Genomic DNA, 12,826 nt, shown 5'->3' on the forward strand with positions numbered 1-12,826 from the left:
CTTTCACCATGCTAATCAATTAAAGTTAAGATATGCAGAAGATTGCAATTAAAGGAGGATGACGATGTCACACGTTTCATTTACCTATGATAAAGCTCTTAAATTTTTCGACCAACACGAAGTTGATTACTTAAGCCCATTTGTAGAATCAGCACATCATATGCTGCACGAAAAAACTGGCCCGGGTAACGATTTTCTTGGCTGGGTTGATTTACCGGAAAACTATGATAAGGAAGAATATGCGCGTATAAAGAAAAGCGCAGAAAAAATCAAAAATGATTCTGACGTATTACTTGTAATTGGTATTGGCGGGTCATACCTTGGTGCTCGCGCAGCATTAGAGATGCTCAACCATTCCTTTCAAAACCTGCTTACAAAAGAGGATCGTAAAGCACCGCAAATTATCTTTGTTGGCCATCATTTAAGCTCCACTTATATGAGTGAGCTATTAGAGCTGCTAAAAGATAAAGATTTTTCGATTAACGTTATTTCTAAAAGTGGGACAACAACAGAACCAGCTGTTGCCTTCCGTATTTTCAAAAAATACTTAGAAGAAAAATATGGTGCTGAAGAAGCAAAAGCACGTATTTATGCTACTACAGATCGAGCAAAAGGTGCTTTAAAAACGTCTGCAGATCAAGCTGGTTATGAAACATTTGTAATTCCAGATGATGTCGGTGGCCGTTATTCAGTGCTTACAGCTGTAGGATTACTGCCAATTGCGGTAAGCGGCATTTCTATCGATGACATGATGCAAGGCGCGAAAGATGCAATGCACGACTTAGCTGAGCCAACACTAGCTAACAATCCTGCTTATCAATATGCAGCAGTTCGTAATGTTTTATATAACAAAGGCAAAGTTACTGAGCTTCTGATTAATTATGAGCCAAGCTTGCAATACTTTTCCGAATGGTGGAAGCAACTATTTGGTGAAAGTGAAGGAAAAGATCAAAAAGGGATTTACCCTTCATCTGCTAACTTCACAACGGACTTGCATTCACTTGGACAATACATCCAAGAAGGCCGTCGCAATATATTTGAAACCGTGCTTCACGTAAACGCTTCGAAAAAGGAATTAACATTGGAAGCTGAGGAAAATGATTCAGATGGCTTAAATTACCTAGCTGGCAAAACAATTCATGAAATCAATGATAAAGCATTCCAAGGCACAATGCTTGCGCACACGGATGGGGATGTTCCGAATCTCATCGTGGAATTACCTGCTCTTGATGCCTATACATTCGGCTACATGGTTTACTTCTTTGAAAAAGCATGTGCTATAAGCGGCTATCTCCTTGGCGTCAATCCATTTGACCAGCCTGGTGTAGAAGCATATAAGAAAAATATGTTTGCACTGCTTGGCAAACCTGGATTTGAAGAAGAAAAAGAAGCATTAGAAAAACGTTTATAATCAATAGTTGAAAAGCACCGTTGCCTTCAGTGGAGTTTAACGGTGCTTTTTAATTTTGATTTCACTAAGCATAGTTTCGTTGATTAGTACTTTTTCTGCTAGGGTGTTGTGATTTTCCTGCACTACAGTAATAGCTTCTCTATGCCGATTTCCTCTGTTTTTACATTCAGTTCGTCCGTGAGTGTCTTTCTCTCGCCCTGTTTTCGTTCTGTTTAGGTATAAGTTTCCGAACGAGAACAGTTTTGATTCACTCAGGCTTTCTCTATCACTATATGATTTAACGTGCTTCATTTTAGATTCTTTCATTTTTATAAGCTACCAGTACTTACATCTCGCGGATAAAGTTTGTACTGAAACCAAAGCAATTCTGAACAGTAATAACTAGTCTTACACAATAGTTTGCACTTAATTTATTTCTTACAAAATAATTTAAAAATCCCTGTTTATATTTTTTATTTCAGGGTAATACTATAACTGTAAGACTTTCTCGTATTCCCCCTGTAGGCAAGGCGTTTAACGCTTTGCTTTTTTTTTCGTTTTCATATAAGCTTTCTTTGCAAGGTGAATAGCAATCCTTTGCTATTTGCATAAGTGAGCTATGATATTCGTCTAAAAGCTTTGCGAATACCTAGTTTTCTAATTATAATAGCATTAATGAATTAATAGGAGGCATTTTATGAGTATATTTGATGAATTATATGACCGTAAAAATACAAGGTCTGTTAAATGGGATATGCTGCAAGCAATGTTCCAATCGGAGGACGTACTGCCAATGTGGGTTGCTGATATGGATTTCAAAGCCCCTGCCGCTGTTAATGAAGCATTAATAAAACGGGCACAGCATGGCATTTACGGATATACGATTATTGATGAGGCAGTTTCTGGCTCTATCGTTAACTGGTTAGAAAAAAGACATAACTGGACAATTGATCCTGCTTGGTTATCCTATAGTAATGGTGTCGTCACCAGCTTACATATTGCCGTACAAGCTTTCACAGATCCACAGGATAAAATTCTCATCCAAACACCAGTCTATCCACCATTTTATAATGTAATCGAAGCACATGATCGCAAAGTAATTGAGAACCCGCTCGTAAATAAGGACAATTACTATACGATAGATTTTGCAGACTTTGAAAATAAATTAAAGCTTGGTGTGAAAGCTTTTATCTTATGTTCCCCACATAATCCTGTTGGACGTGTTTGGAAAAAAGAAGAGCTGGAGGAAATGGCAAAACTGTGTTTGAAATATGATGTCATCATTATTTCAGATGAAATTCATGCTGACCTTGTGTTCCCAAATCAAATGCATATTCCAATCGCATCGCTTTCTCAAGAAGTTGCTGATCACACTATTACATGTATGGCTCCATCAAAAACATTTAATCTTGCAGGACTTGATGCATCCTATGTGATTACAAGCAATGAAGAAAATCGTAAAAAGCTTGATGCTTCCTTTAATAAGCAAGGCTTCCATAACCAGTTAAACACAATGGGAAATACCGCAATGGAAGCTGCATATACACTTGGTGAGCCATGGCTTGAGGAATTAAATCGCTTGATTGAAAATCATACCAATTATGTAACACAGATGTTTGATCAGCACATACCTGAATTAAAAGTTGTGAAAACAGAAGGTACTTACCTCCTTTGGATTAATTGCAGTGCACTTAATATGGATAGTAAGTCTTTGAATAAATTTATGATTGAAAAAGCAAAAGTTGGCTTAAACTCTGGGGCATCTTACGGAAAAGAAGGCGAACATTATATGCGCATGAATATCGCCTGTCCACGTGCGACTTTAGAAGAAGGGGTCAAACGAATTATTGATGCCGTACAGTCTCTAAATAAATAACACTATAAAAACACATGGTCACATAATGTTGATCATGTGTTTTTTGTCTTTGCCGAACTTTTTTTCCAGCGTACCCAGGAAACAATCGATAATGGAAGCGAAAGAATTAAAAAAAATACTAATAAAATCCACGGATACTCAATCACTACTTCAGACTGCCAGGGCCAGATAAACCTGCTCATTCTGTAATCACTCCTTGATTTATTTTGAAGAGACTTTACCAAATTTTCTTCGTATGACAGTCACAATCAGCAACAGAAACGGCAAAACAATTAACAATGGGACCCATAAATGCAGAGGAAAAATATGAATACCGACATAAATATGTTTGTTTAGATTTTCAGACATTGTCATCCCCATTGTGTAGATAATAATAGCTACTAGTAAAATAAGTAAGCGGGTCGAATTTAATTTCAACAACAATTGCATCGAGCGGACCGCTGCATAAAAATAAAGCGTTAATTTAGCAAAAGCTGTGAGAATCATAATTAAACTTACAATCGCATCCAAATTGTATAGAAAATCAGCGATCTCTATTTGTTGCATTAAAATATATACAGGATACATGGAGCGCTCTAGAGTATCTTCCCCAAAAACAAGTACCTGCATCAAACTAAATAGAGCAATCGTTATTCCAGTTACAATCGTAGCTATAATCGTTACCTTCATTACCTTTTCAGTTTCTTTTACCAAGGGCCATATCATCGCTAATGTTAATGTCTCCGCAAATGTTTGCGTAATACCTGTCGGCCATACAGCTGTCCAAATCTTCCCCCACCCCTGCCCAATAACAGGAAAGATATAGTCTATATTTAAAACATCGGAAAAAAAGAGCAGGATTACCTCAACAATAATAATCATTAATATCATCGGTAATAAATATTCGGTTAGTCGAGCAATAACTTCAATCCCTGATGCCACTCCGTACACAACTACGAATAAAAACGGGGGAATTACGAGCCAGGATATACTATTAGGAAGGAGCGTATCCGGGATAATGAACTTGACATCGGATAAAATACGCCCTGCTGTATAGATAAATAACAGCGGATACAGCCAAGCAATCGGCATACCAATCCATTTTCCAAGCTGTTCCGGAAACCATTCCACAACCGTTAACCCCGGGTTCATTTTCATTAGAACAATATATATTAAAATCAGCAGGATTCCCAATGCACAAGAGAATAGGTTTGCCAGCCATGCATCTCTGCCAGCAGAAGTAGCAAACCCAAATATTACAGATGTACCAAGCTGGAAAAATACCGTAATTGTAAAAAGCTGATAGATCGATATACGTTCCATACAAACCCCCTAAAAACAGTTAGTAAAAGGATTTCCTTCATTTTTCTAATTGAACAATGTTATTGATTGGTTACTGAACCCACTACCACTTATCTTGATTTCAGCATTTATCTCGATTTCGATATCAGGATAAACCTCTGCCCATTTACTTTTATATATTTCATTCCACAGTTTAGGATGTGTGCGATAAACCGCCTGCCCAAAACCAAACACATCTGAATTTAGTTCTTTTTGGGCTTTATTCACCGTTAATTTAAGCCTTTCTTTAACATCATCTTCAAACAATTTTTTCACCTTTTCAATCGCCTTTGGATCATTTAAATTGAATGCAGAGGAATTATCAAAAATTTCAATTTCCCCGTAAGTATCGACTTTTATTTTCACTCTCTCTTTCGATACAGTTGGCTTAATCTTGGAGGTTATTTCCCGTATTTCTGCTCCAATATTTCCCCCGCCCTCATCATCTGGTACCTTTAGAGAAATCACCCCAGCTATAAATTCATTGCGCATCCATAACAGACCTCGAGATTCTTTCGCATCCATCCAGCCTACTAATTTATCTCCCCGAAAGATTGCTGCACCATTAAGCGACGGAACCATTTTTGAAGCGTCACCCTCTTTTTCCAATGTTTCACTTGAAATATGGGAAGCAAACGGTTCTTCGCCAACTGCTAACATACGTGTCAAAAAATCTCTTAGTTTTACTTCTAACCCAGCCCCTCTCCTTTCTTGTTTTCTGACTTCTTCTGATGTGAGCGTTTCTAATTGCGGGGTTATATTTAATATTTCACTTGCTTTTCCTTTTGCAAATAAAATTGGGATATTTAATTGCGGTTCTCGATACCTGGAGAAGAAATCGAATATAGAAGAAACACCCTCCATTGCCAGCTCTTCTCCAACTATAATAACGCCAATATGGGCAAAAAAGATCTCCCGAGACAACTTCATCTGAATTTGCCGGTATAATTGCATAATGTCTCTTCCCTCTTCTGAAACCACTATCGTTGCTTCAGATCCTCCAGAACTTAAACCTGAAGATCCTTGCGAGCCGAGGTTTTTTGGAACTGCGATTTGTAAGCTAAGCAAAATATTTTCATTTTCTCCTTTATCGACTGCAATAGCAGTTACGATGGCAATATCACTTACCTCAGTTCTGCCCCAGCAACTCGTAAGAAGAGGTAACATCACAATAATCAGAATCAACATACGTACGCTTTTCATACATGTACCCTTTCTACTCTGACATGCTTTTTATTTTTGTATTGAACAGTCGCATCCATGAAACTCGACGTTAACGATCTGGACCAGGACGTGAATTACGGTTAATCCGGTCTGTTTTATTTTTCCCTTGATACCCTGGGCGCCTTTTCATCGCCCACCACGGGGCTCGAACAAAAATATCCTTTAAATTAGAAACTTCTAATGGAGCAACTGGTGAAAAATATGAAACTCCAAACGACCTCAGCCTTAAAATATAAATTTGTAAGATTAGCACGCCTAAGAAAATGCCATACAGTCCCATAAATCCAGCAAGAAACATCATTGGAAACCGAAGAATTCGAATGGAGTTAGCTTGTTCATAACCTGGAATAATAAACGAAGCAATCCCAGTAGTTGCCACAATGATCACCATTGGACTCGAGACAATACCTGCTTCCACAGCAGCCTGACCAATGACCAATGCGCCGACAATACTAACAGCCGATCCAACTGCCCGCGGCAGGCGAACTCCAGCTTCCCGCAATCCCTCAAATGCAATCTCCATCATTAACGCTTCAATAAGCGCAGGAAAAGGAGTAGCCTCCCGAGCAGCAGCTAAACTAAGTAATAAACTGGTTGGAAGCATTTCCTGATGAAACGTTGTTACAGCAATATAAATCGATGGTAATAATAAGGAGATAATCAAATTCAAATAACGTAGCATCCTGATAAACGAAGCCGTAATATAACGCTGATAGTAATCTTCAGGACTTTGAATCAATTGAAAAAATGTTTGTGGTGCAATCAGACAAAAAGGTGTATTATCAATAATAATACCGACATTTCCTTCTAATAAGTTCCCAACAACTCGATCAGGACGTTCTGTATGACCAACTAAAGGAAAAACAGAAAATGGGTTGTCATCGATCAACTCTTCGATATAGCCGCTTTCTACGATAGCATCAATATCTATTCGATCAATTCGATCATGAATCTCCTGAATTAATGAATCTTCGGCAATTCCTTCAATATATGTAATAACAAGATCAGTTTTTGATAAACGTCCAACAGTTTTTTGTTCCATTTTCAGTCTAGGGGTTTTTAATCTTCTGCGGATTAAACTCGTATTCGTTCGTAAGTTTTCCGTAAAACCATCACGTGGTCCCCGAACAACTACTTCTGATTCCGGCTGTTCAACTGCTCGTTTCTCCCCCCCTTTTATACTTATAAACAGTGCATCTGTCATTCCATCAATTAATAAAACTGTGTCTCCGGTTAGAATATGATAGGTAACATCTTGCAACTTTTGACCACTGGAAATAGCAGCTGTTGAAACGACTCGTTCTAATAGCTGTTTAATTGGAGTAATTCCTGATGATTTTATACCTTGTTCATCCAAATTCAATAACGGCTTTAAAACATCCGCGTCAATTAACTGCAGATTAACAAGTCCATCAAAGAAAATAAGCATTCCTTTTTTATTTCCAATATGCAGCTCACGGTAGACGATGTCAGAGGATTTTTCAAATACTGCTTTTAATTCGGTTAAATCATTCTCTAAATTCCCTGTAAGTATTTCGTTTTGAAATGGACCCGCGTGTTCTTCAAGAGGGTGTTTATTGTTTAAAAATTTAAATAGCTTATTAATACTTTTAATGATAAAATCACGCCCCCTATTCAATCATACACATTATTCTTACCTGGTTAAGGGGTTATTATGTATTGTAATACCGCATTTATTAACTACAATAATTAAAATCGTTTGACCCATTTCTATTTCTTTATACTAAAACGGCTTGCAATAAAATGGATAGCAAGCCGCCAATTTATTTCGATTTATCAGATCCCTGCTGCAACGCTATTCTTCTTGTTCCTTATTAAATTCTGTCGGATCTGTCGGAGCGTCTTCTGACTCTCCCCCTCCATCTTCTTTTGCAATGACACCACATATAATTCTTGCTCCAGAATTTCCGCTTGGCTGACTAACACCATCATCTTGTTTTTCCGTCACAATTAAAGAAGCCCCGCCTCTTTCAAAAAGCGAATTTTTTCCATCCAGCAATGTAGCCTCTGCAAGCATTAGTTCTATATCAACTAATCCCGCACCGTCTGCTTCAATATTCGGTAAATCACCAAGATGCGCGCCATCCGGATGCATAAGTCCATGCTCATTTCCTTCTGGATCTAAATGGTTTCCTGAGCTTTTGAAATCTGGGCCTTCACAAGCCGGGTACTCATGAACATGTATTCCATGAAACCCTGGTTTTAACCCCTCGAGTGTAAGTTCAATTTGTACACCCTCTGACGTTTCATTTAACAAAGCTGTGCCGACTCGATCACCAGACCCATTATACATTTCAACTGTCTTACTCGTAATTTCATCTGATGATTGGCAAGCAGTTAACAAAAGTAAAGTAATAAAAATAACTATAAAACGCATGTAAAAATCTCCTTCTGCATTCCTTTCTAATCAGTATTTGCAACAAAGGAATAATCTAAACAAAAAAGCCTCCTACTTTTAGAATAGGAGACCTTAATTAGGTTACGTATGTTCTGTTGTGTGTCGATTATTTTCCAATTGCTGCTGATACTGTTGATTAAATTTTCGCTCATCTCTTCTCGACTTTTTCACCATTAAGTACATCGCAACAACTGCTAAAACGATAAAAATGATCAAGGCAATAACAGCTGGAATATATTCCGTCTTATCTTCTGGAAAATAGAGAAACGGCATCATCAATCTTCACATCCTTCTATAGCAATTATAACAAACTTCTGCTATTAGCCAACTAATGGAATTAAATATTCGCAAATTCGCCCTATTTTTGGCAAACTAGAGCTAAGGAAGGTGATTTGATGTCAGAAATTACAATTGGAAGTCCGGTAAAGGCCCATTATCGTTCAGGAACGTATCTTGGTGTCGTGAAAGAGCTGCGGGGTGAGAATTATCTAGTTGAAGTTTTAGCTGTCCAAAAACATCCATTACAAGGAGACTTGCACAATTATGGGAAACTGGAGGACGTATTTTTCCATGAACGAAAAGCGTTAGCCTTTCACGAAAAAATGAACGTTAAAAAATCTGCAGTTAAAAGGTATGAGGGGGAAATTCCAGACTATGGCATTTCTTTACAAGAAGCAGTAGAGATATACAGAGAAAAGCTTGCAGCAGAAGATACTTCATTTAACAGCATGGCACGACAAAAGCTCGATAGTCTGGTGATGACATATTATAAAAAGTTATATAATCAAGAATTAAGCTAGAGAAAAACTTATCCTCTAGCTTTTTTCTAACCATAGCAAGCATGTAGTCGCTTACCTTAATTTCAACTTATTCACCTAAGTGTTCTTTAATAACTTCAGCAACACCGTTTAATGCTTCTTCTTCATCATTTCCATTTGCAATAATTTCGATTTCAGACCCTTTAGGGATACCTAGTGACATAACGCCCATAATCGATTTTAAGTTAACTTTCTTACCTTTATATGAAATTTCAACTTCAGAATCATATTGGCCAGCTTTATTAACTAATAATGTTGCAGGTCTAGCATGTACACCAGTTTCAGCAGTAATTGTAAATGTTTGTGACTTCATTTAAATCCATCCTTCCAAATCTATTTATCATATTTTTTCTAACATTTATGTTATGTGATTCACATAAACCTACTCCTATTATATACAATTACAGTAATTAATGAAAGAAATAAGCAAAAAAAAATCGAATACAGTGGATATTTGTCTTTCGCCACATGTTATGATAACGTAACGTTGAAAAGAATTGCTTTCGATACAAGGAGGAAAAATAAATGAGTGTTCACATAGGTGCTAAACAAGGTGAAATTGCAGATAAAATACTTTTGCCTGGGGATCCCCTTCGTGCAAAATATATTGCAGAAACGTACTTAGAAGATGCTAAAATTTACAATGAAGTACGTGGTATGCTGGGCTATACTGGAACCTATAAAGGAGAACGTGTTTCTGTACAAGGTACAGGAATGGGTGTACCTTCCATTTCCATTTATGTTAACGAGCTAATACAAAGCTATGATGTGAAAAAATTAATTCGTGTTGGCACATGTGGAGCTATTCAAAAAGATGTCAAGGTTCGCGATATTATTTTAGGACAAGGGGCAACAACAGATTCACAAATGAACCGATTAATTTTTAATGGCATTGACTATGCGCCAATAGCAGATTTTGAATTACTTAAGAATACGTATGATGCAGGTATTGAAAAAGGTCTTAACCTTCGTGTTGGCAATATTTTTACAAGTGACACATTCTATCGTGATAATGCAAAAGAAGTGAACGAGCTGCTTGCCAAGTACAACGTTTTAGCTATTGAAATGGAATCAACAGCACTTTATACCCTTGCAGCAAAATACGGACGCAAGGCTCTGTCTGTACTTACTGTTTCTGACCACATCTTAACCGGAGAAGAAACTACAGCAATGGAACGCCAAACAACCTTCAATGATATGATGGAAATTGCATTGGATGCAATTATTAAATAGTTCTATACGTTTAAGGCAGCTTTTTTAATGGCTGTCTTTTTAATGTCAACTAATAATTAAATTAGGTTGACAATGTGATGTATTCCACTTATTATTTTGTTATAAGGGGGATTTTTACATGAAAAAATTACGTCCTATTGACTTAACGTTTGGGGCTATGTTTGTTTGTTTAATGGCAATCGGGGCGAATATTACTGTTTGGTTTCCATTTTTGGCGATTCCGATTGGAGGAGCAACCGTTCCGGTATCTTTACAAACCTTTTTTGCTATCTTAGCCGGGATGATGCTCGGCAGAAAACTTGGTACGGTATCCATGGTGGTTTATGCCTTGCTTGGAGCAGCAGGGTTACCTATCTTTGCTGGTTTAAAAGGCGGAATCTTTCAATTCATTAGCCCAACCGGAGGATTTATATTTTCTTTTATATTAATTGCCTTTTTTGTTGGCTGGATGACAGAAGGTCGAAAAATACGCACTGTCCCATACTTTATCTTTGCTGCAATTATCGGTTTGGCGATTAATTATGGTGTTGGAACTACGTATATGTATTTGGCAATGAATACATGGCTCGATTTATCGATCTCCTATACTGTTGCATGGGCTGGAATGGTGCCTTTCCTGATTAAAGATGCAATGTTATCGGTTATTGCTGCCCTTTTCATGCTAAGCCTCGCTAAAAGAATTCCTTCAACCTTAAAGAATGTAAACACCCAATAATGCCTATGCTATAGACATCCGTTTACCTTGTCACATCTCTATGGTAAAATAACAGCAATATGACACCAGCAGTTATGCAGAGATGATCAGGAAATTGCAGTAGGAAGGATGTTTTATAGCTTATGGAGTTATTTTTAAATTTCCCTTTGTGGGCAGCTTTAACAGCAATTGTTTTTGCTCAAGTTATTAAAATTCCAATTAAATTGATCTTTACAAGAGAGTTTCAGCCTGGCCTTGCATTTAGTACTGGTGGAATGCCCAGCAGTCATTCTGCTGCCGTAACTGCACTGACAACTGCTATCGGTATCATTGAAGGGGTCACATCAAGTGTATTTGCACTTGCATGTATCTTTAGTGTGATTACGATGTTTGATGCTTCAGGTGTACGAAGGCAAGCTGGAGAGCATGCAGCGGTGCTTAATCGATTAATTAAAGACTTTCAGTATTTTACAGAAAGTGCGAAGGATTGGAATAAAAAAGAAGAATATGAGAAACGCAGAGAGTTGAAGGAGCTTTTAGGTCATCAGCCAATTGAAGTATTTTTTGGCGGTTTAACTGGAATTGGAATTGCTTTCTTTCTCTATTCGTTTTTTCAATAATAAAGATCATTGAAAAACTCCCGATTATTGGATTTCGGGAGTTTTATTATTGTCTAGGAAATTAAACGTCAGTACCGGGCGCTTGCGCTTTTGTTCTTTCATTAACCTTCGTTAAATTGCTGTCTGAATACTTGCATCGCTTCATTTTCATTTAATTCCATGAGCTCTTTTTCTGTCAATTCTCCATCGCCCATTTCAACGACATAAACTTCTAGTTCCCTTTTCCCCCACTGTGCGTAAACATCATCAACCGTGTCATAAAACAAATCGATTTTATTTCCTTTTATTGCACTTCCTTTGTCGGCAACAACACCATAGCCATAATTAGGTATATAAAGAATTGTTCCTATGGGGTAAACCGTTAAGTCTGCAGCAATGGTAGAATACAAGTCTCTCTTCACTTTAACACCTGAAAATGTAATCCCATATTCAGGATGTTCTTCTGTTTTTCCTGTCGATTCAATTCCAGCAGTGTAACCAGTCGCTACAACTGTAGCTATTGGATACTGTTCAAAATCAATTGCTTCCTCAATCGTTTGCTTTGCTTCAATTTCATCACTTGAAATATAACGCTGCTTCGCTTTGGTAAGGTTGAGCTCTTTCTGTTCTAACGCTGATTGTCTGAGCTCCGCTGCCTTTGCTGTCCCAGTACCCGACTTCACATGTTCTTCCCCAGCATTTGAAATGGTTCCCATCAGCTGAATAAATAAAATCATAATAAGCGTTAACATTCCAGCATGCCAAATAAAACTTTTGATTTTCATAATAACACCTCTTGGATGTCATCATTTCCAATCTAGTAAAATTTTATTCATCAACCTATTAGAAAACGAATTGACATGGCAAAACATTTTTCAATAATCTCTTTACTTCTAATTAATTATGTATACAAGTTAAGGCTGCCACTAAAACATACGATACCCGCTTTTACGCAGGATTCTTATGACGATGCCGGAAACAATTGCTCCAGCAAGTCCAGAGGCAAGAATTACGATATCAGCAATCTTCAAACTCATCAATTCTTGACCTAGTTGCGAAAATGCAGCATTTGTATTTGTAAAATATTCCTTTGTTGATAGTTTATCGATAATCATAATGACAACTAACGGATAAAGGAATGCCATCAGCCATGTTCTTCTTAATAGCATATTTAGAATGAACGCGATTCCGAAAAAAATAACAAAATATAAAATAATGGAAACGATTAATTGGATCACTCCACTAACTCCCCT

14 protein-coding genes are annotated in these 12,826 nt (G+C 37.3%); 6 read left to right on the top strand and 8 right to left on the bottom strand.

The window, feature by feature from the left end:
* The first annotated feature begins 64 nt into the window (after positions 1-64).
* A complete protein-coding gene (locus tag NSQ77_RS02350; protein ID WP_339228624.1) occupies positions 65-1,411 on the top strand; it encodes a glucose-6-phosphate isomerase in 1,347 nt (448 codons plus the stop codon).
* Positions 1,412-2,087: 676 nt separating this feature from the next.
* Complete coding sequence (locus NSQ77_RS02355; RefSeq protein ID WP_339228625.1) at positions 2,088-3,266, top strand: MalY/PatB family protein; 1,179 nt, start codon at positions 2,088-2,090, stop codon at positions 3,264-3,266.
* Between the two features lie 201 nt (positions 3,267-3,467).
* Here the strand turns inward: NSQ77_RS02355 and NSQ77_RS02360 are convergent, their stop codons facing one another.
* From NSQ77_RS02360 to NSQ77_RS02380, 5 genes are all read right to left on the bottom strand, one after another.
* Entirely contained in the window at positions 3,468-4,568 is a 1,101-nt protein-coding gene (locus tag NSQ77_RS02360) for an endospore germination permease (protein ID WP_339228626.1), read from the bottom strand.
* Positions 4,569-4,613: 45 nt separating this feature from the next.
* Positions 4,614-5,789 (bottom strand): Ger(x)C family spore germination protein, encoded by a 1,176-nt coding sequence (locus NSQ77_RS02365; RefSeq protein ID WP_339228627.1) that lies wholly within the window; start codon positions 5,787-5,789, stop codon positions 4,614-4,616.
* A gap of 70 nt (positions 5,790-5,859) precedes the next feature.
* A complete protein-coding gene (locus NSQ77_RS02370; RefSeq protein ID WP_339228628.1) occupies positions 5,860-7,449 on the bottom strand; it encodes a spore germination protein in 1,590 nt (529 codons plus the stop codon).
* A gap of 177 nt (positions 7,450-7,626) precedes the next feature.
* Positions 7,627-8,208, bottom strand: coding sequence for a superoxide dismutase family protein (locus tag NSQ77_RS02375; protein WP_339228629.1), 582 nt, complete (start codon positions 8,206-8,208; stop codon positions 7,627-7,629).
* 102 nt (positions 8,209-8,310) lie between these two features.
* Positions 8,311-8,505 (bottom strand): hypothetical protein, encoded by a 195-nt coding sequence (locus NSQ77_RS02380; RefSeq protein WP_339228630.1) that lies wholly within the window; start codon positions 8,503-8,505, stop codon positions 8,311-8,313.
* A gap of 119 nt (positions 8,506-8,624) precedes the next feature.
* Between NSQ77_RS02380 and kapB the strand changes: the two genes are divergently transcribed.
* Positions 8,625-9,029: a sporulation phosphorelay system protein KapB gene (kapB, locus tag NSQ77_RS02385; RefSeq protein ID WP_339228631.1), complete on the top strand. Its 405-nt coding sequence runs from the start codon at positions 8,625-8,627 to the stop codon at positions 9,027-9,029.
* 67 nt (positions 9,030-9,096) lie between these two features.
* Here kapB and NSQ77_RS02390 read toward each other — a convergent pair whose 3' ends face one another.
* A complete protein-coding gene (locus tag NSQ77_RS02390; RefSeq protein WP_339228632.1) occupies positions 9,097-9,360 on the bottom strand; it encodes a phosphocarrier protein HPr in 264 nt (87 codons plus the stop codon).
* 212 nt (positions 9,361-9,572) lie between these two features.
* Here NSQ77_RS02390 and deoD point away from each other — a divergent pair, with 212 nt between their 5' ends.
* The 3 genes from deoD (at position 9,573) to NSQ77_RS02405 (ending at position 11,594) form a co-directional block, all read left to right on the top strand.
* A complete protein-coding gene (gene deoD, locus NSQ77_RS02395; RefSeq protein ID WP_339228633.1) occupies positions 9,573-10,280 on the top strand; it encodes a purine-nucleoside phosphorylase in 708 nt (235 codons plus the stop codon).
* Between the two features lie 118 nt (positions 10,281-10,398).
* Positions 10,399-10,995 carry a biotin transporter BioY gene (locus tag NSQ77_RS02400; RefSeq protein WP_339228634.1) on the top strand — a complete coding sequence of 199 codons (597 nt, stop codon included), beginning with the start codon at positions 10,399-10,401 and terminating at the stop codon, positions 10,993-10,995.
* A 122-nt stretch (positions 10,996-11,117) separates the two neighbouring features.
* Positions 11,118-11,594 carry a divergent PAP2 family protein gene (locus NSQ77_RS02405; RefSeq protein WP_339228635.1) on the top strand — a complete coding sequence of 159 codons (477 nt, stop codon included), beginning with the start codon at positions 11,118-11,120 and terminating at the stop codon, positions 11,592-11,594.
* Between the two features lie 101 nt (positions 11,595-11,695).
* On the opposite strand, the gene NSQ77_RS02410 is transcribed toward NSQ77_RS02405, so the two are convergent.
* The gene (locus tag NSQ77_RS02410) at positions 11,696-12,358 is read right to left on the bottom strand and encodes a 3D domain-containing protein (protein WP_339228636.1); all 663 of its coding nucleotides are present in this window, start codon (positions 12,356-12,358) and stop codon (positions 11,696-11,698) included.
* 141 nt (positions 12,359-12,499) lie between these two features.
* Positions 12,500-12,811: a YuiB family protein gene (locus tag NSQ77_RS02415; RefSeq protein WP_339228637.1), complete on the bottom strand. Its 312-nt coding sequence runs from the start codon at positions 12,809-12,811 to the stop codon at positions 12,500-12,502.
* Between the last annotated feature and the right edge of the window lie 15 nt (positions 12,812-12,826).

The sequence above is a fragment of the Oceanobacillus sp. FSL K6-2867 genome (assembly GCF_037963145.1).
Taxonomy (GTDB): domain Bacteria; phylum Bacillota; class Bacilli; order Bacillales; family Amphibacillaceae; genus Oceanobacillus.

Bases quoted from the DNA above. Each gene is read 5' to 3' on its own strand.
- NSQ77_RS02365 (WP_339228627.1), bottom strand. From the start codon at position 5,789: ATGAAAAGCGTACGTATGTTGATTCTGATTATTGTGATGTTACCTCTT.
- NSQ77_RS02405 (WP_339228635.1), top strand. From the start codon at position 11,118: ATGGAGTTATTTTTAAATTTCCCTTTGTGGGCAGCTTTAACAGCAATT.
- deoD (WP_339228633.1), top strand. From the start codon at position 9,573: ATGAGTGTTCACATAGGTGCTAAACAAGGTGAAATTGCAGATAAAATA.
- NSQ77_RS02375 (WP_339228629.1), bottom strand. From the start codon at position 8,208: ATGCGTTTTATAGTTATTTTTATTACTTTACTTTTGTTAACTGCTTGC.
- NSQ77_RS02360 (WP_339228626.1), bottom strand. From the start codon at position 4,568: ATGGAACGTATATCGATCTATCAGCTTTTTACAATTACGGTATTTTTC.
- NSQ77_RS02390 (WP_339228632.1), bottom strand. From the start codon at position 9,360: ATGAAGTCACAAACATTTACAATTACTGCTGAAACTGGTGTACATGCT.
- NSQ77_RS02355 (WP_339228625.1), top strand. From the start codon at position 2,088: ATGAGTATATTTGATGAATTATATGACCGTAAAAATACAAGGTCTGTT.
- NSQ77_RS02350 (WP_339228624.1), top strand. From the start codon at position 65: ATGTCACACGTTTCATTTACCTATGATAAAGCTCTTAAATTTTTCGAC.
- NSQ77_RS02400 (WP_339228634.1), top strand. From the start codon at position 10,399: ATGAAAAAATTACGTCCTATTGACTTAACGTTTGGGGCTATGTTTGTT.
- kapB (WP_339228631.1), top strand. From the start codon at position 8,625: ATGTCAGAAATTACAATTGGAAGTCCGGTAAAGGCCCATTATCGTTCA.
- NSQ77_RS02380 (WP_339228630.1), bottom strand. From the start codon at position 8,505: ATGATGCCGTTTCTCTATTTTCCAGAAGATAAGACGGAATATATTCCA.
- NSQ77_RS02410 (WP_339228636.1), bottom strand. From the start codon at position 12,358: ATGAAAATCAAAAGTTTTATTTGGCATGCTGGAATGTTAACGCTTATT.